Annotated in this window: 25 protein-coding genes; 13 read left to right on the top strand and 12 right to left on the bottom strand. The window is 71.7% G+C overall.

Annotated elements, in window-relative coordinates; all coding sequences use genetic code 11:
- Nucleotides 1–14: 14 nt before the first annotated feature.
- From JUB10_RS07155 to purD, 6 genes are all read right to left on the bottom strand, one after another.
- Complete coding sequence (locus tag JUB10_RS07155) at nt 15–728, bottom strand: AAA family ATPase (RefSeq protein ID WP_207455015.1); 714 nt, start codon at nt 726–728, stop codon at nt 15–17.
- A 29-nt stretch (nt 729–757) separates the two neighbouring features.
- Nucleotides 758–1369: a nucleoside/nucleotide kinase family protein gene (locus JUB10_RS07150; protein WP_207455014.1), complete on the bottom strand. Its 612-nt coding sequence runs from the start codon at nt 1367–1369 to the stop codon at nt 758–760.
- A 4-nt stretch (nt 1370–1373) separates the two neighbouring features.
- A complete protein-coding gene (locus JUB10_RS07145) occupies nt 1374–2234 on the bottom strand; it encodes a VOC family protein (RefSeq protein WP_207455013.1) in 861 nt (286 codons plus the stop codon).
- Nucleotides 2235–2318: 84 nt separating this feature from the next.
- Nucleotides 2319–2774, bottom strand: coding sequence for a GNAT family N-acetyltransferase (locus JUB10_RS07140; RefSeq protein WP_207455012.1), 456 nt, complete (start codon nt 2772–2774; stop codon nt 2319–2321).
- A 37-nt stretch (nt 2775–2811) separates the two neighbouring features.
- Entirely contained in the window at nt 2812–3666 is an 855-nt protein-coding gene (locus JUB10_RS07135; RefSeq protein ID WP_207455011.1) for a phosphoribosylaminoimidazolesuccinocarboxamide synthase, read from the bottom strand.
- Nucleotides 3666–4910 carry a phosphoribosylamine--glycine ligase gene (gene purD, locus JUB10_RS07130; RefSeq protein ID WP_207455010.1) on the bottom strand — a complete coding sequence of 415 codons (1245 nt, stop codon included), beginning with the start codon at nt 4908–4910 and terminating at the stop codon, nt 3666–3668. The genes JUB10_RS07135 and purD overlap by 1 nt, the downstream gene beginning before the upstream one ends.
- Nucleotides 4911–5132: 222 nt before the next feature.
- Here purD and JUB10_RS07125 point away from each other — a divergent pair, with 222 nt between their 5' ends.
- The gene (locus JUB10_RS07125) at nt 5133–5495 is read left to right on the top strand and encodes a sterol carrier family protein (RefSeq protein WP_207455009.1); all 363 of its coding nucleotides are present in this window, start codon (nt 5133–5135) and stop codon (nt 5493–5495) included.
- A 63-nt stretch (nt 5496–5558) separates the two neighbouring features.
- Nucleotides 5559–5894, top strand: a complete 336-nt coding sequence (locus JUB10_RS07120) for a hypothetical protein (protein WP_207455008.1) — start codon at nt 5559–5561, stop codon at nt 5892–5894.
- Between the two features lie 20 nt (nt 5895–5914).
- On the opposite strand, the gene purM is transcribed toward JUB10_RS07120, so the two are convergent.
- A complete protein-coding gene (purM, locus tag JUB10_RS07115; RefSeq protein WP_207455007.1) occupies nt 5915–7003 on the bottom strand; it encodes a phosphoribosylformylglycinamidine cyclo-ligase in 1089 nt (362 codons plus the stop codon).
- Between the two features lie 91 nt (nt 7004–7094).
- Here purM and purF point away from each other — a divergent pair, with 91 nt between their 5' ends.
- Nucleotides 7095–8549, top strand: a complete 1455-nt coding sequence (gene purF, locus JUB10_RS07110) for an amidophosphoribosyltransferase (RefSeq protein ID WP_207455006.1) — start codon at nt 7095–7097, stop codon at nt 8547–8549.
- 656 nt (nt 8550–9205) lie between these two features.
- On the top strand, nt 9206–10057 hold the full coding sequence (locus JUB10_RS07105; RefSeq protein ID WP_207455005.1) for an aldo/keto reductase: 852 nt from the start codon (nt 9206–9208) through the stop codon (nt 10055–10057).
- A gap of 52 nt (nt 10058–10109) precedes the next feature.
- On the opposite strand, the gene JUB10_RS07100 is transcribed toward JUB10_RS07105, so the two are convergent.
- A complete protein-coding gene (locus JUB10_RS07100) occupies nt 10110–10598 on the bottom strand; it encodes a VOC family protein (RefSeq protein ID WP_307859133.1) in 489 nt (162 codons plus the stop codon).
- Between the two features lie 110 nt (nt 10599–10708).
- The gene (locus JUB10_RS07095) at nt 10709–10912 is read right to left on the bottom strand and encodes a DUF3073 domain-containing protein (RefSeq protein ID WP_207455004.1); all 204 of its coding nucleotides are present in this window, start codon (nt 10910–10912) and stop codon (nt 10709–10711) included.
- A gap of 112 nt (nt 10913–11024) precedes the next feature.
- Between JUB10_RS07095 and JUB10_RS07090 the strand changes: the two genes are divergently transcribed.
- On the top strand, nt 11025–12149 hold the full coding sequence (locus tag JUB10_RS07090) for an FAD-dependent oxidoreductase (RefSeq protein WP_207455003.1): 1125 nt from the start codon (nt 11025–11027) through the stop codon (nt 12147–12149).
- Between the two features lie 87 nt (nt 12150–12236).
- Here JUB10_RS07090 and JUB10_RS07085 read toward each other — a convergent pair whose 3' ends face one another.
- Nucleotides 12237–12857: a histidine phosphatase family protein gene (locus JUB10_RS07085; RefSeq protein WP_242682323.1), complete on the bottom strand. Its 621-nt coding sequence runs from the start codon at nt 12855–12857 to the stop codon at nt 12237–12239.
- A gap of 53 nt (nt 12858–12910) precedes the next feature.
- Here JUB10_RS07085 and modA point away from each other — a divergent pair, with 53 nt between their 5' ends.
- A complete protein-coding gene (modA, locus tag JUB10_RS07080) occupies nt 12911–13651 on the top strand; it encodes a molybdate ABC transporter substrate-binding protein (RefSeq protein WP_207455002.1) in 741 nt (246 codons plus the stop codon).
- Nucleotides 13648–15513: an ABC transporter permease gene (locus JUB10_RS15140; protein ID WP_374191695.1), complete on the top strand. Its 1866-nt coding sequence runs from the start codon at nt 13648–13650 to the stop codon at nt 15511–15513. Before modA ends, JUB10_RS15140 begins: the two co-directional genes overlap by 4 nt.
- Here JUB10_RS15140 and JUB10_RS07070 read toward each other — a convergent pair.
- The gene (locus tag JUB10_RS07070; RefSeq protein ID WP_207455001.1) at nt 15501–15650 is read right to left on the bottom strand and encodes a hypothetical protein; all 150 of its coding nucleotides are present in this window, start codon (nt 15648–15650) and stop codon (nt 15501–15503) included. The two genes, JUB10_RS15140 and JUB10_RS07070, sit on opposite strands and share 13 nt — an antisense overlap.
- 91 nt (nt 15651–15741) lie before the next feature.
- Here JUB10_RS07070 and JUB10_RS07065 point away from each other — a divergent pair, with 91 nt between their 5' ends.
- From JUB10_RS07065 to JUB10_RS07055, 3 genes are read left to right on the top strand one after another with little or no spacing between them, the layout of a single operon-like run.
- Nucleotides 15742–16080 (top strand): PadR family transcriptional regulator, encoded by a 339-nt coding sequence (locus JUB10_RS07065; protein WP_207455000.1) that lies wholly within the window; start codon nt 15742–15744, stop codon nt 16078–16080.
- Entirely contained in the window at nt 16077–17045 is a 969-nt protein-coding gene (locus JUB10_RS07060; protein WP_207454999.1) for a permease prefix domain 1-containing protein, read from the top strand. Before JUB10_RS07065 ends, JUB10_RS07060 begins: the two co-directional genes overlap by 4 nt.
- A 37-nt stretch (nt 17046–17082) precedes the next feature.
- A complete protein-coding gene (locus JUB10_RS07055; protein ID WP_207454998.1) occupies nt 17083–18114 on the top strand; it encodes a zinc-binding dehydrogenase in 1032 nt (343 codons plus the stop codon).
- Between the two features lie 133 nt (nt 18115–18247).
- Here JUB10_RS07055 and JUB10_RS07050 read toward each other — a convergent pair whose 3' ends face one another.
- Complete coding sequence (locus JUB10_RS07050) at nt 18248–20305, bottom strand: amylo-alpha-1,6-glucosidase (RefSeq protein ID WP_307859132.1); 2058 nt, start codon at nt 20303–20305, stop codon at nt 18248–18250.
- Nucleotides 20306–20443: 138 nt separating this feature from the next.
- On the opposite strand from JUB10_RS07050, the gene JUB10_RS07045 reads away from it, so the two are divergent.
- The 3 genes from JUB10_RS07045 (at nt 20444) to JUB10_RS07035 (ending at nt 24037) form a co-directional block, all read left to right on the top strand.
- Complete coding sequence (locus JUB10_RS07045; protein ID WP_207454996.1) at nt 20444–21535, top strand: LacI family DNA-binding transcriptional regulator; 1092 nt, start codon at nt 20444–20446, stop codon at nt 21533–21535.
- Between the two features lie 11 nt (nt 21536–21546).
- A complete protein-coding gene (locus JUB10_RS07040; RefSeq protein WP_207454995.1) occupies nt 21547–22782 on the top strand; it encodes a sugar ABC transporter substrate-binding protein in 1236 nt (411 codons plus the stop codon).
- Nucleotides 22783–22903: 121 nt separating this feature from the next.
- The gene (locus JUB10_RS07035) at nt 22904–24037 is read left to right on the top strand and encodes a carbohydrate ABC transporter permease (protein ID WP_242682321.1); all 1134 of its coding nucleotides are present in this window, start codon (nt 22904–22906) and stop codon (nt 24035–24037) included.
- Nucleotide 24038: the final 1 nt, after the last annotated feature.

The following is a 24038-nucleotide window of genomic DNA, read 5'->3' as shown; positions in this document are numbered from 1 at the left end:
AGCGGCGCCGCGAGTCAGTCGAGGTGCCGCAGGTAGCGCTGCGGTGCCTCGAGGAACGCCCGCCACGTGCGCACGAGGTCGAGGTCGTCGTACTCCGACCGGCGCAGCCCCCACTCGCCGACCTCGTAGAGCACCGCGTCGGGCAGCGCGGCGAGCACCGGCGAGTGGGTCGACAGGAGCACCTGCGATCCGCCCGCGACGAGGTCGCGGAGCAGGCCGATGAGCGCGAGGCATCCGGAGAGCGACAGCGCCGACTCCGGCTCGTCGAGGACCCACAAGCCGCGCATGCCCGACCGCTCGAGCACGATGTCGAGGAAGGACTCGCCGTGGCTGCGCTCGTGGAAGCCACCGAAGCCGATGTTCTCGAGGTACGTGTACAGCCCGTGCATCGTCTCCGCGCGCAGGAACAACCCGCGCTTAGGCGCTCCCGCGCCGCGCACGAGCCGCAGGTGCTCGGCGAGCGGAGATTCCGACGGCCTGCTGCGCACCTGCGCGTTCGTCGTGCCGCCCTCGGGGTTCAGTCCGAACGCCACGGCGATGGCCTCGACGAGCGTCGACTTGCCCGCGCCGTTGTCGCCGACGAGCACGGTGACCGGTGCGAGGTCGAGGCCCTCGTCGAGCAGTTGCCGCACGGGCGCCAGCGTGCCCGGCCACGAGTCGCGCGGCAGCGGGGTCAGCGGATGCTCCTCCACCCGGCGGACGGGGAGCACGGAGAACGGCGAGCTCATGGCCGCATCCTGCCCGCCGCCCACGACACTCAGCCGAGGGCGACGACGTGGTCGGCCCGCGCGGCGGTCGGTTCGATCAGCACCGCGTTGCGCTCGTCGGGTCCGAGGGCCCAGTCGCGCGCGTCATCCGGCGCCTTGCCGTACCGCTCGTGCCGGGCGATCAAGCGGGCGAGACGGATGTCGCGGGGCACCGAGACGAAGAGCGCGAGGTCGAGCAGCGGGGCGGCGTGCTCCCACCCGCCGCGGTCGAGCAGCAGGTAGTTGCCTTCGACGAGCACCACCCGCGGGGCCGGCGGAATGGTGATCGCGCCGGGCACGGGCTCCTCGATCGTGCGGTCGAACCCGGGCGCGACGACGGGCCCGTCGCCCTGCAGCGCGCGCAGCACCGCGAGGAAGCCGTCGACGTGGAAGGTGTCGGGCGCGCCCATCCGGTCGCGGCGGCCGAGCTCGACGAGGCGCGCCTGCGGCAGGTGGAAGCCGTCCATCGGCAGCACCGTCGCCGTCGGCACGAGGGCGGCGAGCTGCTCCGCGATCGTGGACTTGCCCGAGCCGGGCGAGCCTGCGATGCCGATGACGGTGGTGGGGCGGCCGCGCGCGGCATCCGTCACGACGCCCGCGACCTCGTCGAGGGTCGTCAGCATGACCTCAGTCTGCCGCGGTCACCCGCAGCGTGTTCGCCCACGGGTCGTCGAAGGCGAGGGTGCGCCCGTCGTCGCGTGTCCGGATGCGGGAGTGGCGCAGGCGCTCGCCGAGGGCGCCGAGGTCGTCGGCGGCGGGCACGGTGATCTCGACGAGTCCGAGCCCGAGGGTCGGCTGCCGGCGGCCGGCGCCGCGGCTGTTCCACACGTTCATCGCCATGTGGTGGTGGTACTTGCCGGCGCTGACGAACACCGCCGAGCCGGGGATCTCGATCGTCTGCTCGAAGCCGAGCACGTCGACGTAGAACTGCTTCGCCGTCGCGGTGTCGCCGACCGAGAGGTGCACGTGGCCGACGGACGCCCCGCCGATCCGCGGGTCGGCGACCGCCGCCTCGGTGAGGTGCTCGTTGAGGAACCCGTTCGGGTCGAGGTACAGCGTCGACATCTCGATCTGCCCGTGCGCCCAGCTCCACTGGGTGCGGTCGCGGTCCCAGTAGAGCTCGACGCCGTTGCCCTCGGGGTCGTCGAAGTAGAAGGCCTGGCTGACCAGGTGGTCGCTCGAGCCCGTGAAGCTTCCCGGATGACGCGAGGCGACCGAGTACACCGCCGCTGCGAGGGCCTCGCGCGTCTCGAGCAGGATCGCGGTGTGGAACAGCCCCGCCTCGTGCGGCCCCGCGTGCTTCAGCTCGGGCGCGTGCTCGAGGATCACGACGGGCGTGGTGCCGCGGCCGAGCACGGCCCCGTTTTCGGTCGTCGCAAGCACGTCGAGGGTGACGGCGTCGCGGTAGTACGCGGTCATCCGGTCGAGGTCGGCGACGCGCAGAGTCACCGGTCCCATCGAGGTGTCGGCGGCGAGCGTCTCGGTCATGCTCGGAGGAACGGCGGATGACTCGGGCCTATTCCTGCCGCCGCCGGTCGTGGCCCCTCGGCCCCTGACGGAAGGCAAGGCCCCTTACAGCGCCTTCCCGTAGCACTTCGACAGCGGCTCGCCCACGTAGTAGCCGAAGTTCGGGATGAGCTCGTAGCCCTCCCGCTCGTAGAACCGGATCGCGTCGGGCTGCTCGTCGCCGGTCTCCAGCACGAGGCGGTCCCAGCCTCGGGCGCGGGCGTCGTTCTCGAGGGCGCCGAGCACCGCGACCGAGACACCCGTGCCGCGGTGGCTCGGGCGCACGTACATCCGCTTGATCTCGCCGTGCGACGCATCGAGCTGGCGCAGCCCGCCGCAGCCGACGGGGGTGCCGTCCTCCGCGTACGCGACGAAGAACGCCGTGATGTCGCTCGCGCTGGGCGCCGGGCCGGGCTCCGAGTCGGGGGTGCCGTAGCGCAGCTCGATCTCGGCCCGCTGCTCCGCGCGCAGCTCGCTCGCGCCGGCATCCGCCCAGTCCACCTGTTCGATCCGCAGAGTCACGGCACAGATTCTGGCAGGGCCGGAGCGGCAGCCGGGCTCAGAGCGAGGTCAGCCGGTCGATCAGCTCGGCGTAGCGGAGGGCCGTGCGCTCGACGATCTCGAGCGGCAGCGTGGGCGGCACGCCCTCGCCGTCCCAGTTGGCACGCAGCCAGTCGCGCACGATCTGCTTGTCGAAGCTCAGCCCGCGGGGGCCGGTGGCGTCCCAGTAGCGCGACGAGTCGGAGGTCAGCACCTCGTCGCCGAGGGTCGTCGCGCCCGTGACCGGGTCGGCGCCGAACTCGAACTTGGTGTCGGCGAGCAGCACGCCCCGCTCCTCGCACACTACCGAGGCCTGCGCGAAGATCGCGAGCGACAGGTCGCGCAGCTCGGCGGCGCGCTCCTCGCCGACGAGTTCGACCGTGCGCTCGAACGTGATGTTCTCGTCGTGCTCGCCGTACTCGGCCTTGAACGCGGGCGTGTAGATCGGCTCGGGCAGACGGTCGCCGTCCTGCAGGCCCTCGGGCAGCCGGATGCCGCAGACGGTGCCGTGCTCGCGGTACTCCGCCCAGCCGCTGCCGGTGAGGTAGCCGCGCACGACCGCCTCGATCGGGTACATGTCGAGCTTCTTGACGACCGAGGCGCGGCCCGCGACGGCGGCCGGAACGGGCTCGTCGAGCAGATGGTTGGGCACGTCGAGGCGCGCGAACCACCACGTCGACAGCCGCGTGAGCAGCTCGCCCTTGCCGGGGATGCCGGGCTCGAGCACGTGGTCGTAGGCGCTGACGCGGTCGCTCGCGACCACGAGCATCCGGTCGGCGGCGCCGTCCTCCGGCTCGTACAGGTCGCGCACCTTGCCGGAGTAGGTGTGGCGCCAGCCCGGCAGCTCGAGGGCGGATGCCGCGTGCCCGGCCATCAGACGTTCGCCGCGATGTCGGTGCGGAACTGCACGCCCTCGAGGCTGATCATGCCGACCGCCTCGTACGCGCGAGCGCGGGCCTCGGCGACATCCGCGCCCCTCGCGACGACGCTGAGCACGCGGCCGCCGCTCGAGACGAGGTCGTTGCCGACGATCTGGGTGGCGGCGTGCGCGATCGTGACGCCGGGCACACGGAGCGCCTCGTCGAGGCCCTCGATCACGCGACCGGTCGCCGATTCGGCGGGGTAGCCCTCGCTGGCGAGCACGACGGTGACGGCGGCGCCGCTGGAGAACTCGGGGGTCGGCGCCTCCTCGAGCGTGCCGGTCGCGGCCGCGTAGAGCAGCGTCGACAGCGGCGTCGTGAGGCGCGGCAGCACGACCTGCGTCTCCGGGTCGCCGAAGCGGGCGTTGAACTCGATGACCCGGATGCCGCCGGGCGTGAGGATCAGGCCGCAGTAGAGCAGTCCGATGAAGGGGGTCTGCTCGTGCTCGAGCTGCCGGATCGTGGGAACCGCGATCGTGTCGACGACCTCCTGCACGAACCCTTCGGGCAGCCAGGGCAGCGGCGAGTAGGCGCCCATGCCACCGGTGTTGGGGCCCTCGTCGCCGTCGAGCAGGCGCTTGAAGTCCTGAGCGGGGGAGAGCGGGGCGACGTCGTGGCCGTCACTGAGCAGGAAGAGGGAGACCTCGCGGCCCTCGAGGAACTCCTCGACGAGCACGCCGCCCGAGGCGAGCCAGAAGGTCGCGTGCTCGACGGCGGCGTCGCGGTCGGACGTGACGAGCACGCCCTTCCCGGCGGCGAGGCCGTCCGCCTTGACGACGTAGGGGGCGCCGAACTCGTCGAGCGCGGCGATCGCGTCCTCGAGCGTCTCGGCGCGGTGGGCGCGGCCGGTGGGCACACCCGCGGCGTCCATGATCCGCTTCGCGAAGGTCTTGCTGCCCTCGAGCTGAGCCGCGGCCCTGCCCGGACCGAAGACGGCGATGCCGCGGTAGCGCAGCGCGTCGGCGACACCCGCGACGAGCGGGGCCTCCGGACCGATGACGACGAGCTCGATGTCGTTGTCGATGGCGTACTCGGTGACGAGCTCCGCGTCGGTGGCGTCGAGCGCGACCGCGGGCACGTCGAGGCCGATGCCAGCGTTGCCGGGGGCGATCGTGATGTCGTGGCCGGCGTTCTCGGAGAGCAACGCGGTGACGATGGCGTGCTCGCGCGCGCCGGATCCGAGGACGAGGATTCGCACGGGACAAGCGTAGCCAGGGGTTCGGGGTCCTCCGGGCGGGGTCTTGCGTGCTGCCGGATCTCAATACGCGGGTTGCGCCCGCTGCTCGACCGACGAGGTGGGCCCCACTCGCCCGACGGGGCCGCTCGATGTGCAGGTCTTGCCGGCGTGCGCACCTCCTACTGCGCAGCGTGCGAAGAAGTGCGCAGCTCGCCCAGCCGGCGGCCGTCGTAGGGTCGGAGCATGGCCCGCCCCCGCATCGATCCCGCCGCCGGAGCCGTCGCCGTGCAGGCCGTGCTCGACGCGGATGCCTCGCGCGACACCACCGCGCTCGCCGTGCGGTACCTGCTGCAGGTGCTCTCCGACGAGGCGCCCGGCAACACCGTCGAGGTGCGGGTGCCGCCGTTCGGCGCGGTGCAGGTGGTCGAGGGCCCGCGGCACACGCGCGGTACCCCGCCGAACGTCGTCGAGACCGATCCGACGACGTGGGTCGAGATCGCGACCGGCACGGCCCTCTGGTCGGAGGCTCTGCTCGCCGGGCGCATCAGCGCGTCCGGGTCGCGGTCCGATCTCGGGGCGCTGCTGCCGCTGAAGTGGCGGGCGTAGAGCGTTCGCTCCGAGCATCCGTTGCCGTCGGCGCCGCCCGCGGGAACGCGGGACAATGGATGCGTGACCGACCCGAACGAGCGTGAGATCCCGGATGCCACCGAGTCGGAGCAGCGCGTCTCGGTGCGCCGCGCCCCGAAGATCCCGGTGTTCCTCGTGCTCGGCGCGGGCCTCGGCGCGATCGCCGCGTACCTGCTGACCTCGCTGTTCCCGATCGACCCCGAGGTCGGCTTCGGCGCGACCTTCGGCTACTTCGCCCTGTGGGGCGTCTCGATCGGCCTCGTGATCGGCGGCGGCATCGCCGTCGTGCTCGACGTGCTGTCGCTCAAGCGCGCCCGGGAGCTCGCCGCCGCACGCGAGTCGGTGTCGACGCCGCTCGAGGGCGAGATCGAGGAGTAGGGCCGCCTCGCACCGCGGCTCTAGTCGCGGTAGCTGCCGACCAGGCGCACGGCGCCGCCGTCGACGCCCTTCGCGCCCTGCTCGAACCCGTCGAGGTCGCGCGCGTCGGTCGACACCTCGGCGACGCGCCACGTGTCGATGCCACCCGCGGTGAACGTCTCCGCGACGGCGTCCGCCTCGGCCGCATCGACGACCGCGAGGAAGCCGATGCCGAGATTCCAGGTGCCCTCGGTGCTCTCGAGGCTCATGCCGTTCCAGTCGCTCAGCACGCGGAACACCGGCGACGGCGACCACGTCGAGCGGTCGACCTCGGCCCAGGAGCCGCGCGGCAGCACACGGGCGAGGTTCTGCGCGATACCGCCGCCCGTGACGTGGCTCAGCGCGCGGATGCCCGCATGCTGGCCGATCGCGTCGAGCACGGGGGTCGTGTAGAGCCGGGTCGGCTCGAGCAGCGCCTCGCCGACGGGGCCGAGCTCGTCGGAGACATCCGTGTACTTCAGTCCGCGCTTGGCGAGGATGGCGCGCACGAGCGAGAAGCCGTTCGAGTGCAGGCCGGATGACGCGAGCGCGAGCACGACGTCGCCGGATCGCACCCGCTGCGGGCCGAGGATCGCGTCGGCCTCGACCGCGCCGACCGCGGCGCCCGCGACGTCGTAGTCGTCGGGACCGAGGAGGCCCGGGTGCTCGGCGGTCTCGCCGCCGACGAGGGCGGTGCCGGTGGCCGCGCAGGCGTTGGCGATGCCCGCGACGATCGAGGCGATGCGCTCGGGCACGACCTTGCCGCACGCGATGTAGTCGGTCATGAACAGCGGCTTCGCGCCGGTGACGACGATGTCGTCGACGACCATGCCGACGAGGTCCTGCCCGATCGTGTCGTGCTTGTCGATCGCCTGCGCGATCGCGACCTTGGTGCCGACACCGTCGGTCGAGGTCGCGAGCACGGGGCGCTGGTAGTCCTTGAGGAAGGAGACGTCGAACATGCCGGCGAAGCCGCCGACCCCGCCGAACACGTTGGGTCCGTGCGTCGCCGCAACGGCCGCCTTCATCAGTTCGACGGCGTGATCGCCGGCAGCGGTGTCGACGCCGGCCTCGGCGTAGGGGTTGGCCATGACTGCGCGCTCCTCGAGAGCATGGGAGGATGTGTGCTCGGTCCCGCTTCCGGGGCAGTCACCGATCCTATTGGCTGGAGCTCCCTCCCGAATGTGCGGCATCGTCGGCATCGTCTCTTCGAGCACCGTCAACCAGCAGGTGTACGACGCACTCGGTCTGCTGCAGCACCGTGGACAGGACTCCACCGGCATCGCCACCGCCGAGGGACGCACCTTCCACATCCACAAGGCGCGCGGCCAGGTGCGCGAGGCGTACCGCACGCGCGACATGCGCTCGCTGCTCGGCACGATGGGCCTCGGACACGTGCGCTACGCGACCCGCGGCACGGCGTCCAGCGAGCAGGAGGCCCAGCCGTTCTACGTGAACGCGCCGTACGGCATCATCCTGGTGCACAACGGCAACCTCACGAACACGCGTGAGCTGACGCAGGAGCTCTTCCACGTCGACCGCCGTCACCTCAACACGAACTCCGACACCGAGCTGCTCGTCAACGTGCTCGCGCACGAGCTGCAGGCCCAGGTGACGAGCGAGCAGCTCGACCCCGACCAGGTCTTCAACGCGATCGAGCGCGTGCACGAGCGCGTCGAGGGCTCGTACGCGGCGATCGCGATGATCGCGGGGCAGGGTCTGCTCGCGTTCCGCGACCCGTTCGGCATCCGCCCGCTCGTGCTCGGCCGGCGCGAGGGCCGCGACCACGACGAATGGGTCGTCGCCAGCGAGTCGCTCGTGCTCGAGGCCGGCGGCTACGAGGTCATCCGCGACGTCGCGCCTGGCGAGGCTGTGTTCATCAGCATGCAGGGCGAGATGGTGTCGCGTCAGTGCGCGAAGAACCCGGTGCTCGTGCCGTGCTCGTTCGAGTACGTGTACCTCGCCCGCCCCGACTCGATCATGAACGGGATCTCGGTCTACGAGGCCCGGCTGCGGCTCGGCAACCGGCTCGCGGACACCGTCGCGAAGCACGCACCGCTCGGCGACATCGACGTCGTCATGCCGATCCCCGACTCGTCGCGCCCGGCGGCGATGCAGGTCGCGCAGAAGCTCGGCGTCGAGTACCGCGAGGGCTTCTACAAGAACCGCTACGTCGGCCGCACCTTCATCATGCCGGGGCAGGAGCAGCGCACCCGCTCCGTGCGGCAGAAGCTCAACGCGATGTCGAGCGAGTTCAAGGGCAAGAACGTGCTGATCGTGGATGACTCGATCGTCCGCGGCACTACCTCTCGCGAGATCGTCGACATGGCCCGCGCCGCCGGCGCGAACAAGGTCACGTTCACCTCGGCCGCCCCGCCCGTGCGCTACCCGCACGTGTACGGCATCAACATGCCGACGCGGCACGAGCTGATCGCGCACGACCGCAAGATCCCCGAGATCGCGCAGGCCCTGCACGCCGACCACCTGATCTACCAGGAGGTCGAGGACATGCACGCCGCGATCGTCGAGGGCTCGAGCGTCAAGGACCTCGAGATGAGCCCGTTCACCGGGCAGTACGTGACGGGCAGCGTGAGCCCCGAGTACCTGAACTGGGTCGAGGCGAACCAGGCGAGCTGAGGCTGGGCGCGCTGCGTCCGTCTGCCGCGGCTTCCCCGCTGGTCGGGACGCACCCGATCGCGAAACCGGCATGCGGTTGTATGCCGTCTTGGCGATCGGATGCCGCGCTGCCAGCGCCGAGGGTCAGGGACGCGCCCGAACGTGAAAGCGGCATGCGGTCGTATGCCGGTTTCGCGATCGGATGCCGCGTTGTCGGCGCCGCGGGCGGGACGCACTGAACGTGTGAGCGGCACGCGCTTGTATCCCGGAGTGGCGGTCGGTTGCCGCGTTGCCGCCGCCGCGAGTCGGGACGCACCGAACGGAGAATCCGCATGCGGTTGTATGTCGAAGCGGCGATCGGATGCCGCGTTGCCGGCGCCGCGGGTCGGGGACGCATCGGAACGTGAAAGCGGCATGCGGTTGTATGCCGGAGTGGCGATCGGATGCCGCATTGCCGGCGCCGCTGCTCGCGGGCTGGTCCCACCCCCGCTGCTCCGCTGCTCGCGGAGCGCGAACCCGCCATCAATCTGCGACTCCGTCATCTGCCGAGTGCGGGCTCGTGGGTCGATGGCGGGGTTGCGCCCGCACCCCGTCACTGACGGTTGACTGTGCGTGTGCTCCTCGATTCGCGTCCATGGGCTGGGCGCTTCTAGCGTGGAAGGAGCGAAAGGAGCGAGATGACAGCCGCTGAAGACATCCCCACCGTCATGCTCAACAACGAGGTCGAGATCCCGCAGCTCGGCTTCGGGGTTTTCCAGATCAAGCCGGAGGAGACCAAGCAGGCCACCCTCACGGCGCTGGAGATCGGCTACCGCCACATCGACACCGCCCAGATGTACGGGAACGAGGCCGAGGTCGGCGAGGCCGTGCGCGAGTCCGGGCTCGAGCGCGAGCAGGTCTTCGTCACGAGCAAGCTGAACAACGGGTACCACGACCCGCAGGCCGCGGCCGACGCGTTCCAGCGCTCGCTCGACGTGATGAAGTTCGACTTCCTCGACCTGTTCCTCATCCACTGGCCGCTGCCGACGATCGACATCGACTACGTCGACACGTGGAAGGCGCTCGAGAAGATCCTCGAGTCCGGACGCGTCGAGGCCATCGGTGTCTCGAACTTCCAGCCCGCGCACCTGCAGCGCCTGTTCGACGAGACCGGTGTCGTGCCGGCCGTCAACCAGATCGAGGTGCACCCGTACTTCGCCAACAACGAGACGCGCGAGTTCAGCAAGCAGCACGGCATCGCCGTCGAGGCGTGGTCGCCGATCGCGCAGGGCAAGGTGCTCGGCGACGAGACCATCACCGGCATCGCGCAGCGCCTCGGCAAGACGCCGGCGCAGGTGACGCTCCGCTGGCACATCCAGCGCGGCGACATCGTGTTCCCGAAGTCGGTCACCCGCGAGCGCGTGGTCGAGAACTTCGAGCTCTGGGACTTCGAGCTGACCGGCGACGACATGTCGGCGATCGACGGTCTCGACAAGAACGAGCGCATCGGGCCGAACCCCGAGGAGTTCGACTACATCCCGCAGGACTGACGCTCTGCGGCAGCGAGGGCCGGTCCCTTCGGGGGCCGGCCGTTCGCGTTGGTCAGGCCGTTCCGCCCTCGGCATCCGTTCGCGCTCTCGGCTCGCCGAGCACGTCGAGGTAGTGCGGGTTGTACATCACGCCGAGCACGTTGCCGAAGGGGTCGACGACGGATGCCGTGACGAACCCGTCCTCGCGCTGAACGAGCGGCTCGTACACGACGGCGCCGAGATCCTGCAGCCGTTCGAGTGCGGCGCTCACGTCGTCGACGTGCCAGAACGCCACGGCCCCGCCGGGCTCGCGCGCCTGGCCGTCGCCGGCTCCGGGAGCGAAGCGCCGGTCGATGATGCCGAGCTCGTGCTGGTAGTCGCCGATGCGGAACTCCACGTAGGCCGGAGGCTGCCCGGGTGGGTAGGAGTAGTACGCGTCGATACCGAGCAACTCGGCGTACCACCGCCGCGCGGCATCCAGATCGTCCGCGAAGAAGCTGATCGTCGCGAGTCCTCGCAGCATGACGCACTCCCCGTCGCCGATGGGCGCGCGAGCGGACACCCGCGCATGCTCATGCTGGCGTGCGAGGCGGACGGCCGCCAGGCGTGGCGACGCACACCCGCCTACGGCAGGATTCGCCCGTGCCGGGAGATGCATCCGTCAGGACACGGTCAAGCGGTCTTGCCGCGACCTTCGTCCTCGTCGTCGTAGTCGTCGCTCGCGCCATACGACGCGTACTCCGGCCACTTCTCTTCGTCGGCGTGCGATCCGCCGCTCAACTCACGCTCGAGCGATGCATAGTTCGTGTCGGGGCTGAAATACTTCAGCTCCCGGGCCACCTTGGTGTGCTTCGCCTTCTGACGGCCGCGCCCCATGCGTGACTCCCTCGTGTCTTGCGCCCGAGCCCTGAAGGCATGACGGGACCACCTGATCGAATGAAAACCTGGCCGTTAGCGTATCACGCGCGAGTAGTAGACGATTGAAGCGATGCCCTTCTGGAGCCGTTCGAAGCCCCCGCCCGAGCCGGAACCCCTTCCGCCGCACAGGGCGAAGGTCGTCGTCATCGGTGCTGGTCAGGCCGGACTCTCCACCGCGTATTACCTGAAGCGGCTCGGCATCGAGCCGCCCGACGACCTCGTCGTGCTCGACCGCGGACCCGGCACCGGGGGCGCGTGGCAGTTCCGGTGGGAGGCACTGCGCCTCGGTTCCGCGCACCGCGTCAACGATCTGCCCGGGATGCAGGAGCTCGGCCTCAGCTTCGAGACCGCCGACCGCAAGCGGCCGGCGAAGGACGTCGTCGCCGAGTACTACCGCCTCTACGAGGAGCACTTCGAACTCGCCGTGCGCCGTCCCGTCGAGGTGACGCGGGTGTTCAATCGCGAGCTCGACCTCGTCGTCGCGACGGAGGGCGGCCAGGAGTACATCGCGGATGCCGTCGTCAACGCGACCGGCACCTGGGGTGCGCCCTTCGTGCCCTGGTACCCGGGCCTCAACACCTTCGCCGGTCGCATCGTGCACACCTCCGACTACCGGCAGGCAGAGGACTTCGAGGGTCAGGACGTCGTCGTGGTCGGCGGCGGCACGAGCGCGATCGGGTTCCTGCTTGAGCTCGAGCACACCGCGAAGTCGCTCACCTGGGTCAGCCGCCGCCCCATCGATTTCCTCGACGAGGGCGAGCTCGACATCGAGGCCCGGCGGCAGGCGGTCGAGCAGCAGGACGAGGCCGCCCGCGCCGGGCGAGCCCTGCCGAGCATCGTCAGCGGCACCGGAGTCGCGCGCACCCGCCGCATCCAGGCCGGCATCGAACGCGGCGTGCTCGACCGCCGCGAGATGTTCAAGGCGATCGAGCCCGACGGCGTGCGCTTCTCCGATGGGTCGTTGCAGCACGCCGACGCGATCATCTTCGCGACCGGGTTCCGGCCCGAGCTGCGGCACCTGTCGCCGCTCAGGCTGCGCGAGAAGACGGGCGGCGTCACCGTCGGCAACGGGGCGGCGTACCGAGATCCGCGCATCTTCTTCGCCGGGTACGGGCCGCAGGCGTCGACGATCGGCGCAAACCGGGCCGGACGGATGATCGCGCGCCAGGTGGTCGCGCAGTTGTCGAAGTTCTAGGGGCGCGGCTCGGTAAGAGCTGCGCGGGGTCTCATTGAGGCCCCCGGTACGGAGAGCTGGCGCGGGCTACGGCCGGCGGGCCGCTGCCTAGTCGAGCGCCGGCAGGATGATGTTCCACTTCACGACGGCCGGGTTGCCGTGCTCGCGGCCGAGGACCGAAACCGCGCCCGTGCCGAGGTAGAGCGAGCGGCCGAGCATCGGCTCGCCGAGCCACGTCGCCGCGAACACCCGCAGCAGGTGCGAGTGCGCGAACAGCAGCACGTCCTCGCCCGCCTCGAGGGTCGGCGTCACCCGGTCGATCACGTCGCGGCAGCGCTCGGCCACCTCGGCGAGCGTCTCGCCGCCGGGCACGCCGTCGGTCCAGAGCAGCCAGGGCCGCCCCACCTGCTCGGAGATCTCGGGGGTCGTGAGCCCCTCATATTCGCCGTAGTCCCACTCGACGAGGCCCGGCTCGACCTCGGCCTCCGGATGACCCGCGAGCGCCGCGGTGTCGCGGGCGCGCTGCCGCGGGCTCGTCAGCACGAGCCCGAACTCGCGGCGGCCGAGCGCGATGCCCGCCCGCCGCGCCTGCTCGCGCCCCTCGTCCGTCAGCGGGACGTCGGTCGCGCCGGTGTGCCTCCCGGTGCGGCTCCACTCGGTCTCACCGTGCCGCACGAGCACGAGGTGCGGGCGGGTCGCGGCCGGCAGCGCGAGGGAGAGCTCTTCCATTCCTCGATCGTCGCGCATCCGGATGCCTCGGCGCGCGCGATTAGGCTCAGCCCATGCTTCGCGCCGCGCTCGCCGCGGGGGCCGTCGCGGGGGCCCTCGTCGTGTCCGGCTGCGCGCCCGCGGCCGCCGAGCAGGAGGCATCCGTCACCGTCTTCGCCGCCGCGTCGCTGACGGGCGTGTTTCCCGAACTCGCCGAGCGTTTCGAGGCCGAGTACCCCGGCACGCGGGTGGAGCTGAGCTTCGCCGGGTCCTCCGACCTCGCGGTGCAACTCGTCGAGGGCGCGCCCGCCGACGTCTTCGCGAGCGCCGACGAGGCGACGATGCAGCGGGTCGCCGACGCCGGGCTGCTGCAGGAGCCGGCCGCGTCGCTCGCGACCAACGCCCTCGAGATCGCCGTGCCGGTCGGCAATCCCGCCGGCATCGCGTCGTTCGCCGACCTGGCCGACGCCACCGTCGTGGTCTGCGCGCCGCAGGTGCCGTGCGGCGCCGCCACCGAGCGCGTCGAGCAGGCGACAGGCATCGCCCTGTCCCCGGTCAGCGAGGAGCCGTCGGTCACGAGCGTGCTCGGCAAGGTCGCCGCCGGCGAGGCCGATGCGGGCCTCGTCTACCGCACCGACGTGCTCGCCGCGGCGGACCGGGTCGAGGGGGTGCCGTTCCCCGAGTCATCCGGTGCCGTCAACCGCTACCTGATCGGGCGCACCGGCGAGAGCGCCCTCGCGCGCGACTTCGTCGACTTCGTGCTCGGGCCCGAGGGGCGCGACGTGCTCGACGCCGCCGGCTTCGGGGCGCCGTGAAGACCGCCCTCGTTCCGCGGTGGGTGCTCGCCCTCGCCGCGGTCGGCGCCGTGTTCGTGGTGCTGCCGATCGTCGCGATGGCGCTGCGCCTCGACTGGACCCAGCTCGGGCCGCTGGTCGCCTCCGCGGAGGCGCGCGACGCCCTGCTGCTGAGCCTCCGCACCTCGCTCGCCTCGACCGTGCTCTGCGTCGTGCTCGGGGTGCCGATGGCGCTCGTGCTCGCCCGCGTGCGCTTCCCCGGGCAACGGATGCTGCGGGCCATCGTGCTCCTGCCGCTCGTGCTGCCGCCCGTGGTCGGCGGCATCGCGCTGCTCTACACGTTCGGCCGGCGCGGCCTGCTGGGCGGTGCCTTCGAGGTGCTCGGCGTGCAGATCGCGTTCTCGACGCTCGCCGTCGTGATCGCGCAGACGTTCGTCGCGCTGCCGTTCCTCGTGCTGAGCCTCGAGGGCGCCCTGCGCGCGATCGGCACCCGCTACGAGGAGGTCGCCGCGACCCTCGGCGCCCGCCCGACGCGCGTGCTGCGCCGCGTCACCCTGCCGCTCGCGCTGCCGGCGCTGCTCTCGGGCACCGTGCTGTCGTTCGCGCGGGCGCTCGGCGAGTTCGGCGCGACGCTCACCTTCGCCGGGTCGCTGCAGGGCGTCACACGCACGATGCCGCTCGAGATCTACCTGCAGCGCGAACTCGATCCGGATGCCGCGATCGCGCTCTCCCTGCTGCTCGTCGTGGTCGCCCTCGTGGTGGTCGCGCTCGCCGGGCGCCTCGACGCCCGCGCCGCACGCCTGCAGAGCGCGCCGGCCCGCGTCGAGCGGCGGGCGCGCGAGCGGGAGCAGCAGAGACAGTCCGCCAGGTGGAACACGCCGGAACCCGTCGCGCTCGCGCTCGAGGCATCCGTCGCCGACCGCGGCTGGCAGGTGGCGCTCGACGTCGCGCCGGGCGACACCGTCGCGGTGGTCGGGCCGAACGGCGCGGGCAAGTCGACCCTGCTCGGGCTGCTGGCGGGTGGCCTGCGCGCCGACTCCGGGCGAGCGACCGTCGGCGGCACCGTGCTCTTCGACGGACGCGCCCACCTCGCGCCGCACCAGCGTCCGGTCGCGATCCTGCACCAGGACCCGCTGCTCTTCCCGCACCTCAGCGTGCTCGAGAACGTCGAGTTCGGCCCCCGGTCACGCGGGATGTCGCGGCTCGAGGCCCGGGCGGCCGCGTGCACCTGGCTCGCCGAGGCCGACGCGCTGGACCTGGCGGAACGGATGCCGCGCTCGCTCTCCGGCGGGCAGGCGCAGCGAGTCGCGGTCGCGCGGGCCCTCGCCGCCGAGCCCGGGGTGCTGCTGCTCGACGAGCCGCTGTCGAGCCTCGACGTCGCGGCCGCCCCTGGCATCCGGAGCATGCTCGCCCGCGTGCTCGCCGATCGCACCGCGGTGCTCGTGACCCACGACGTGTACGACGCGCACGTGCTGGCCGACCGCGTGGTCGTGCTGGATCGCGGTCACGTCGCCGAGGTGCGGCCGCCCGCCGAGCTGTTCGCCCGCCCGCGCACCCGCTTCGCCGCGCAGCTGGCCGGCCTCGAGCTGCTCGAGGGGCGGATGCACGACGGGGCCTTCGAGGTCGACGGTGTCGCGCTTCCGGTCGACGCGGCCGACGGCCCGGCGTGGGGTGCGCTCGCCCCCGACGCGGTGCGGCTCGAGGCAACCGACACCTCGGTCGACCTCGCGGTCACGCTCATCGAGCCGCGCGGCGACCACGTGCGCGTGCACCTCGGTCCGCTCGCCGCCGACGTGCGACCTGCGGATGCCGCGCGGCTCGCGGTCGGCGACGTCGTGCCGGTCACGGTGCCGGCGCAGGCGTTGACCGTCTACGGGCGGTAATCGTCGGGGCGTCGACGCAGGTCCGTCTCGGCCTGCGACGGCCGGATGCGCCCGTGCGGCGCCGCGAGCGCGGTGAGGAACACCTGCACGGCACGGGCCAGGACTCGTAGCGGCGCGAGCAGCGTCCTTCGGATCATCGGGGCCTCCTCGCGCCGACGCTAGTGAAGACGGAGGAGGACGATAATGCGCCGTCGCCATTGGTGTGCCTAACACAGTATCGTGAGCGACATGGACGACGACCTCCTCTCCGGGCACCTCCAGGAGCTGCGACGCGGCACGGTGGTCCTCGCGTGCCTCGCCCTGCTCCGCCGCCCCGGCTACGGCTACGCCCTGCTCGAGTCGCTCGATCAGGCGGGCTTCCCGGTGGAGGCCAACACCCTGTATCCCCTCCTCCGTCGCCTCGAGAAGCAGAAGCTGCTCGAGAGCGTCTGGAACACGGACGAGTCCCGTCCGCGCAAGTTCTACGTCACGAGCCCCGACGGGGAGCGCCTGCTACGTGCGCTGCTCGAGGACTGGAACTCCCTCACGACTGCCATCAGCACCCTTCGAGAAGGGAACGAGCAATGACCACCCTCACCGACCGCTACGTCTACGCCGCCCTGCGCGCGTTGCCCGAGCAGCAGCGCCCCGACATCGAGCGCGAGCTGCGGGGATCGATCGCCGACGCCGTCGACGCCCGCCTCGAGGCCGGCGAGCCGGAGGAGCAGGCCGAGCGCGCCGTGCTCACCGAGCTCGGCGACCCGGTGCGCCTCGCCGCCGAGTACGTCGACCGGCCGCTGTACCTCCTCGGGCCCGACGTGTTCCTCGACTGGTGGCGCCTGCTCAAGGTGCTGCTCGCGGTCGTGCTGCCGACCGTCGTCTTCGCCGTCGTGCTCGCCAACCTCATCGCGGGAACGCCCGCCGGCGGCATCGTGGGCACGGCGATCGGCATCGCGCTGTCGGTCGCCGTGCACCTCGTGTTCTGGACCACGCTGGTCTTCGCGCTCGTCGAGCGCACCGCCCCCGAGAAGCGCGGACTCGCGCCCTGGACGCTGGAGCGCCTGCCGCAAATGCCGACCGCCAAGGGGCGACTCGCCGACGTCATCGCGACGACCGTGTTCGCGGTCATCGCCGTCGGCGCTCTGGTCTGGCAGCAGTTCTCCTCGGTTTTCACGGATGACTCGGGCGCCCCGATCCCGCTCTTCGAGCCCGCGCTCTGGAGCTTCTGGCTGCCCTACTTCGCCGTGCTGATCCTCGCCGAGATCCCGATCGCGGTCGCCGCATGGTGCACCGGCCGCTACACGACGCGCCTCGCGTGGATCAACGTCGCGCAGAACGTGCTGTTCGCCGTGCCAGCCCTGTGGCTGCTCTTCACCGAGCGGCTGTTCGCCGCGGCGTTCTTCGAGGCGCTCGGGCAGCCGGGCCTCGACGACGCGCGCAGTCCGCTGGTCGCGGTGATCACGGCGGTCACGCTCGGCATCGTGGTCTGGGATTGTGTCGACGGGTTCCTCAAGGTGCGCCGCACCGGTCCCGTCCGCGCGGAGGCCGTCTGACGATGCGATCGGTACAAGCAACTCAGGGAGACGAACGATGAAGGCCCTGCTCTACGAGACCTTCGGTGGACCGATCGGCGTCGCGGACGTGGCGGCGCCGGCCGTGCCGCCGGGCGGCGCCGTCGTCCGCGTCGCAGCCTCCGGGCTCTGCCGCAGCGACTGGCACGCCTGGGTCGGTCACGACGACACCGTCGCGCTGCCGCACGTGCCGGGACACGAGTTCGTCGGCACGGTGGAGGCGGTCGGCGCCGGAGTGCAGCGGTGGAGGGTGGGCGATCGCGTCACGGCGCCGTTCGTCAACGGCTGCGGCGAGTGCGTCTGGTGCCGCTCCGGGCAGGCGCAGGTGTGCCCGAACCAGACGCAGCCGGGCTTCACCCACTGGGGCTCGCACGCGGAACTCGTCGCCGTTCGCGCCGCCGATCTCAACCTCGTCGCCGTGCCGGACGCTCTCGACGACGCCTCGGCGGCGAGCCTCGGCTGCCGTTTCGCGACCTCCTATCGAGCGGTCGCCGAGCGCGCCCGTGTGGAGGCGGGGGAGTGGGTCGCGGTCTTCGGCGCCGGTGGCGTCGGTCTCAGCGCGATCATGATCGCCGCGGCCCGGGGCGGCCGCCCGATCGCCGTCGACCGGTCGCCCGCGGCCCTCGAGCTCGCGCTGCGGCTCGGCGCCGAGCACGCGGTGCTCGCCGAGGACGACATCTCCGCGCGCATCGCCGACCTGACCGGAGGCGGGGCGCACGTGAGCATCGACGCGGTCGGTGCTGCCGCCACCGCCGCACAGGGCGTGCGGTCGCTCCGCAGGCGCGGACGCCACGTGCAGATCGGGTTGCTCGCCGAGGGCATGACCGCCCTGCCGCTCGACCGGGTGATCGCCTGGGAGCTCGACGTGCTCGGCAGCCACGGCATGGCCGCGGCGGACTACCCGTCGATGCTCGGGCTAGTGGCATCCGGGGCCCTGCGTCCGCAGGAGCTGCTCACCGGAACGGTCGGGCTCGCCGAGGCCGCCGAGCTGCTGCCGCAGGCCGGCACCGCCTCGCCGACCGGCATCACGGTGCTCGACCCGCGGCGGTGACGGTGGCCCGGGCCGTTTCGGCAGGTCCCGGGCAGAACTGCTCAGGACCTGCAGAAGGGGTCCGGATGACGCGGGCGTGCGAGGGTCTCGATACGCCCGCTGCGCGGGCTACTCCGCCGCCGGAAGGGCTGGCTCAGCCGACCTCGATGGGCGCGCCGCTCGCGCCGGTGACCTCGCCGTCGGCGTTCACCGCGATGGTGACGACGGCCTCGCCGAAGCGGAGTCCTCGCACGGTGAGCGCGCCGAGCGCCGTGGCCCCGGCGGGCGCGACGTGGAGCACGCCGCCCGGGGCATCCGGGGTCAAGCCGAGCGCGCTCGCGAGCACGCTCACGGCCGCCGCGGCCGACCACGCCTGCGGGCGGCAGGCGGCAGGGTAGGGCACGGGGCGGCTGAGTTCCGAGGCGGGGTCGCCCGAGTGCAACTCGGGCATGCGGTAGTCGAAGCCGGATGCCGCGGCGAGCAGCCCCTGCATCAGCACGCCCGCCTCCTCGACGAAGCCGTCGCGCGCGAGGCCCGCGATCGCGATCGCGGTGTCGTGGGTCCAGACGCTGCCGCCGTGGTAGCCGAGCGGCCAGTACCCGGCCGAGTCGGTGGACATGGTGCGCAGCCCGTAGCCCGACGACAGCTCGGGCGAGACGAGCCGCCGCGCGACGAGGGCGGCCTGGCGCTCGTCGAGCAGGCCCGTGCCGAGCAGATGACCGAGATTCGAGGTGACGGTGTCGACGGGGCGCTTGTCGCGGTCGAGCGCGATCGCGGGGTAGGCGCCGCCCTCGGCATCCACCCAGAACGTCTCGTGGAACCGCTCGCGCAGCCGCGCCGCCCACTGCCGCCACTCGGTGCCGTCGGCGAAGTCGAACGCCTCGAGCAGCTCGGCGCCATGCATCGCGGCCTCGTAGGCGTACGCCTGCACCTCGCACAGCGCGATCGGGCCGTCGGCGAGCGTGCCGTCGCGCCACTGCACGCTGTCGCCGGAGTCCTTCCAACCCTGGTTCGAGAGACCGTGGCCCGTCTCGTCGACGTACTCGAGGAGTCCGTCGCCGTCGCTGTCGCCGTAGTCGCGCATCCAGTCGAGCGCGGCGACGAGGGAGGGCAGCAGTGCGCGCACGTCCTCGTCGGGGAGGCCCCACTTCCACGCGTCGTACAGCAGCCCGATCCACAGGGCGGTCGCGTCGACGGTGCCGTAGTAGAGCGGCGGCAGGGCGACGCCCTCACCCGGGATCTCGAGCGTCTCGCGGCGCAGTTCGTGCATGATCTTGCCCGGCTGCTCGGCGCTCGCCGGGGTGTGCTCCTCGCCCTGCAGCCCGGCGAGCACGCGCAGGGTGCCGGCGGCGAGCTCGGTGCCAAGGGGCAGCAGGAAGCGCGCGGCCCAGATCGAGTCGCGGCCGAAGAGGGTGAAGAACCAGGGCGCGCCCGCCGCGAGGAACACCGAGTCGGGGTCCTTCGTCGTGGTGAGGCGCAGCGACTCGAGATCGTCGAGCGCCTGCGAGACCCAGCGGCCGAGACGGTCGTCGCCCGCCGCGATCACGGGCACGCTCCACGGCACGTCGGTCTCGACGCCGGCGACCACGGCGTCCGCGTCGGTCGCTCGGAGTGACCAGGTGACGGATGCCTCGGAGCGCGGCGCCACGGTCAGGTCCCAGGTCAGGGTGATGCGCGTGCCGTCGAGGTCGACGGTCGCGCCCGGAGCGGAGAGCGTCGCCGTGACCGCGCCGTCGGCCCACGTGGCATCCGTCTGCTCCTCGCCGGCGACGACCTGCACGTCGGCGGGAGCGCCGAGTCCGGCCTTGATGTCGTCCATACCGGTCGCATCGGCGACGAGTTCCACGCGCACCGCGGTCGCGAGCTCGCGGCCGAGCCGGCTCGTCAGGGTGAAGGTGGTGTCGACGCCGCTCGTGTGCACGCGACGGGTCAGCCGGGAGCGGACGTCGGGGTCGGCGCCGTGGTCGTCGAGGCCGCGGTGCAGGGCGGTGAAGTGCACGGCGCTGGCGCCCTCGGGGGCGGTGGCGATGTGCTCGCCGGGGTCGCCCCCGACCGTGACGGACTCCTCGCGCACGAGCCGCACGTCGCCGAGGTACGCGCCCGAGATGGGGGTCGTGCCGATGGCGCCCCGCTCGTCGGACCAGACCTGCGACGGGGCGCGGAGCACCACGATCCCGTCGTGCAGCAGCGGTTGCAGTCGTGTCGTCGACACCTGTTCGACCATCCCGGTGGAGCTCCCTGCGCTCGTCGGCGGGGCCGGCCTCGTTGACAGACCCTCGTACCCGAGCAAATATAGTGACCACGATTTGAACGATCAAAGTTCTTCGGATCGGCTTGCGAGGAGGCGGGCATGGGAGTACAGCCCACGGTGGCGGACGTCGCCCGCGTCGCCGGAGTCTCGCGACAGACCGTGTCCAACGTGCTCAACAGCCCCTCGATCGTGCGGGAGGGCACGCGGGAGCGGGTCGAGCAGGCGATCCGTGAGTTGGGGTACCGCCCCCACGCATCCGCCCGGCGACTGCGGACCCGTCGCTCGTCCACGATCGGCATCCGGCTCGACGCGATGGCCGCAGGGATCTCGGGTTCCATCCACGACCGGTTCCTGCACGCCCTCACCGCGCAGGCCGCCGAGCGGTCGATGCGGGTGCTGCTCTTCACCGCGCAGGATCCCGAGGACGAGATCGAGCAGATCCGGCGGCTGAACGACGCCGCCGACGTCGACGCGTTCGTGCTGACCTCGACCTTCCACGGCGACCCGCGCACCGAATGGCTCATCGACAACGAGGTGCCGTTCGTCACGTTCGGGCGCCCCTGGGGTGTCGACGACATCAACGATCCGCGCCACCACTGGGTCGACGTGGACGGGCGCGCGGGCGTGCGCGCGGCGACTGAACATCTCCTCGCGCAGGGACGCCGCCGCGTCGCGTTCCTCGGCTGGCCCGCCGGTTCCGGCACGGGCGACGACCGCCGCCGCGGCTGGGAGGACGCGATGCGTCCCGTCGTCGGCGAGCATGCGCTCCAGGAACTCGTCGTCACGAGTGAGGACGGCGCCCCGCTCGCCCGCCACGCCGTCGTCGACGCGTTCGGCCCCGTGCTCGAGGTCGACGCCGTCGTGTGCGCGAGCGACTCCCTCGCGCTCGGCGCCCTGCTCGGACTCGCGTCCGTCGGGCACCGCGAGGTGCCGGTCATCGGCTTCGACGACACCCCGGTCGCGGATGCCGTCGGCTTCTCCAGTGTCGAGCAGCAGCTCGACCGCGTCGCTGCCGGCGTGCTCGAGCTCCTGCTGGGCGAGACCGGCGACTCCGTCGTGCGCGGCGCCGACTCCGCGCATCGGCTCGTGACCCCGCGCCTCGTGGTCCGTGAGACGAGGCCGCTTCTCCATCCAGACCCCGGTCCGGCGTCGCTGCCGGGCAGGCACCAGGAAACGGGCTCGCGCCCATGAAAGGAAATGCAATGAAGCAGCAGAAGACGGCGGTGCGGGTCGCATCGCTGGCGGTGGCCTCCGGGCTCGCCGTCGCGCTCGCCGGGTGTTCCGGCTCCGGTGGTGGCTCCGGCGACGAGGGCCTCACGATGCTCATCGGGTCCTCCGGCGACGCCGAGACGCAGGCCGTGCAGTCCGCGGTCGACGCCTGGAGCGAGGAGAGCGGAGTCGACGTCGAGGTCGTCGCGGCGAGCGACCTCACCCAGCAGCTCGGCCAGGGCTTCTCGGGCAACAACCCGCCCGACATCTTCTACATGAGCTGGGACCAGTTCCAGACCTACGCCTCGAACCAGTACCTCGAGCCCTACGCGTCCGACCTGGCGAACTCGGGGGACTTCCTCCCCACGTTGACGGAGACGTTCACGTTCGAGGACGAGTTCTACTGCGCGCCGAAGGATTTCTCGACCCTCGGCCTCGTCATCAACACCGACCTGTGGGCGGCCGCGGGGCTGACGGACGCCGACATCCCGACCGACTGGGCGTCGCTGCAGAACGCCGCGCAGCGCCTGACCGACAGCGGCGTCACCGGCCTCTCGTTCGGCGCCGAGTACGCCCGCATCGGTCTCTTCATGAACCAGGCCGGCGGCTCGATAGTCAGCGAGGACGGCACCGAGGTCACGGCGGACAGCCCCGAGAACGTTGAGGGGCTCGAGTACGTGCAGGGCCTCCTCGAAGCCGGCGTGCTGCAGTTCCCGGCCGACCTCGGCGCCGGCTGGGCCGGCGAGGCCTTCGGCACCGGAACGGCAGGCATGGTGATCGAGGGCCCGTGGATCAACGGCGCGCTCGAGGCGGACTACCCCGACGTGAACTACCAGGTCGTCGAGCTCCCGGCCGGCCCTGGCGGGCAGTCGACCTACAGCTTCAGCAACTGCTGGGGTATCCCGGCGGGCTCGGAGAACCTCGAGGACACGACGGGCCTCGTCGAGTTCCTGACGAGCGACGAGCAGCAGCTCGCCTTCGCCGACGCCTTCGGTGTCATCCCGTCGACCGAGGCGGCCTCGCAGGAGTACGCGACCACCTACCCGGAGAACCAGGCCTTCGTGGCGGGTGCCGAGTACGCCGAGAGCCCCGTCGCCTTCGCCGGCGCGGCCGACGTGATCGCCGACTTCAACGCGTCGCTCGAGTCGCTCGACTCCGCGGATCCGCAGGCCCTCCTGTCCGACCTGCAGTCGAACCTCGAGGCGGCGCTCGAGGAGAGCCGGGGCTGACGCCCGACCCGGCGGTCGGGTAGCGCGGCATGGAGGATCGAAACCTCGCTCACTTCGTGAGGCTCTCGATCCGTCGACCGCCTACTCGACCGCCGACACCCACCAGAAAGGAGGGCGCCAGTTGGCCAAGCGCTCAGGCATCCGCCGCAACGAGGCGGTGTCCGGATGGCTCTTCACGCTGCCGTCCATCGTCATCATCGGCGTCTTCCTCGCCCTGCCGATCCTGCTCGCCCTGTGGGTGAGCTTCACGAACTGGAACGGACTCGGATCGCCCATCGGCGGTCGCGCCCAGTTCGTCGGTGCCGAGAACTACGCCGACGTGCTCACCGAGGACGGCCTCGCACGCGAGGACTTCGGCACCAGCCTCCGCAACAACATCTACTACGTGCTGCTCGTCGTGCCACTGCAGACGGCGCTCGCCCTGTTCCTCGCGGTGCAGGTCAACCGGCGAGTGCTCAAGGGGCGCGGCTTCTTCCGCACCGCGTTCTACTTCCCGTCGGTGACGAGCTCCATCGCGATCACCGTGGTCTTCCTCTTCCTCTTCAGCGCCTCGGGTGCGGTCAATCAGCTGCTCTCGGTGCTCTCGATCGACGGCCCGAACTGGTTCAACGACCCGAGCGGTGTCATCCACAACCTCCTGGGTGCGGTCGGCGTCACCTCCGCCCCCGCGTTCCTCGCCGGCGAGGGTCCGCTCGGCCTCACCTGGTGGAGCTGGCTGAGCGGCCCGTCGGTCGCGATGGTCACGCTCATCGTGCTCGCGATCTTCACGACGTCGGGCACGTTCATGCTGCTGTTCCTCGCCGCGCTGCAGAACATCGGCGAGGAGATCGACGAGGCCGCCGAGATCGACGGGGCGGGCGTCTTCCGCAAGTTCTTCTCGGTGACGCTGCCGATGCTGAAGCCGACGCTGTTCACCGTGCTGACGCTCGGCCTCATCGGCACCTGGCAGGTCTTCGACCAGATCTACCTGACCGGCGCCGGCGCCCCTGGCAAGACGCTGCTCACCCCCGCCTTCCTCGCCTACGACACGTCGTTCGAGGACCTGCGCTGGGGACGAGGCGCCGCGATCGCGTTCATCCTGTTCGCGATCATCGTCGCGCTGACGCTGCTGCAGCGCTGGATCCTGCGCGACCGCGACACCGAGAAGCGCCGCGACCGCAGGCGCATCAACCCGAGCGACGACCAACGGCAGAACGAGGCCGCGCTCGCGCAGGGCACGATCCGGCTCGAGGCCGGGGCCGGACGGAGGGACTGAC

The organism is Desertivibrio insolitus (assembly GCF_017355965.1).
Taxonomy (GTDB): Bacteria; Actinomycetota; Actinomycetes; order Actinomycetales; family Microbacteriaceae; genus JAFIQW01.
This window is presented reverse-complemented; position numbering and strand designations above follow the sequence as displayed.

Excerpts from the sequence above, each read along its gene's own strand:
- JUB10_RS07155 (WP_207455015.1), bottom strand. The coding sequence starts at position 728 with ATGAGCTCGCCGTTCTCCGTGCTCCCCGTCCGCCGGGTGGAGGAGCAT.
- JUB10_RS07150 (WP_207455014.1), bottom strand. The coding sequence starts at position 1,369 with ATGCTGACGACCCTCGACGAGGTCGCGGGCGTCGTGACGGATGCCGCG.
- JUB10_RS07145 (WP_207455013.1), bottom strand. The coding sequence starts at position 2,234 with ATGACCGAGACGCTCGCCGCCGACACCTCGATGGGACCGGTGACTCTG.
- JUB10_RS07135 (WP_207455011.1), bottom strand. The coding sequence starts at position 3,666 with ATGGCCGGGCACGCGGCATCCGCCCTCGAGCTGCCGGGCTGGCGCCAC.
- JUB10_RS07125 (WP_207455009.1), top strand. The coding sequence starts at position 5,133 with ATGGCCCGCCCCCGCATCGATCCCGCCGCCGGAGCCGTCGCCGTGCAG.
- purM (WP_207455007.1), bottom strand. The coding sequence starts at position 7,003 with ATGGCCAACCCCTACGCCGAGGCCGGCGTCGACACCGCTGCCGGCGAT.
- purF (WP_207455006.1), top strand. The coding sequence starts at position 7,095 with ATGTGCGGCATCGTCGGCATCGTCTCTTCGAGCACCGTCAACCAGCAG.
- JUB10_RS07105 (WP_207455005.1), top strand. The coding sequence starts at position 9,206 with ATGACAGCCGCTGAAGACATCCCCACCGTCATGCTCAACAACGAGGTC.
- JUB10_RS07095 (WP_207455004.1), bottom strand. The coding sequence starts at position 10,912 with ATGGGGCGCGGCCGTCAGAAGGCGAAGCACACCAAGGTGGCCCGGGAG.
- JUB10_RS07090 (WP_207455003.1), top strand. The coding sequence starts at position 11,025 with ATGCCCTTCTGGAGCCGTTCGAAGCCCCCGCCCGAGCCGGAACCCCTT.
- JUB10_RS07085 (WP_242682323.1), bottom strand. The coding sequence starts at position 12,857 with ATGGAAGAGCTCTCCCTCGCGCTGCCGGCCGCGACCCGCCCGCACCTC.
- modA (WP_207455002.1), top strand. The coding sequence starts at position 12,911 with ATGCTTCGCGCCGCGCTCGCCGCGGGGGCCGTCGCGGGGGCCCTCGTC.
- JUB10_RS07070 (WP_207455001.1), bottom strand. The coding sequence starts at position 15,650 with ATGATCCGAAGGACGCTGCTCGCGCCGCTACGAGTCCTGGCCCGTGCC.
- JUB10_RS07065 (WP_207455000.1), top strand. The coding sequence starts at position 15,742 with ATGGACGACGACCTCCTCTCCGGGCACCTCCAGGAGCTGCGACGCGGC.
- JUB10_RS07060 (WP_207454999.1), top strand. The coding sequence starts at position 16,077 with ATGACCACCCTCACCGACCGCTACGTCTACGCCGCCCTGCGCGCGTTG.
- JUB10_RS07055 (WP_207454998.1), top strand. The coding sequence starts at position 17,083 with ATGAAGGCCCTGCTCTACGAGACCTTCGGTGGACCGATCGGCGTCGCG.
- JUB10_RS07045 (WP_207454996.1), top strand. The coding sequence starts at position 20,444 with ATGGGAGTACAGCCCACGGTGGCGGACGTCGCCCGCGTCGCCGGAGTC.
- JUB10_RS07040 (WP_207454995.1), top strand. The coding sequence starts at position 21,547 with ATGAAGCAGCAGAAGACGGCGGTGCGGGTCGCATCGCTGGCGGTGGCC.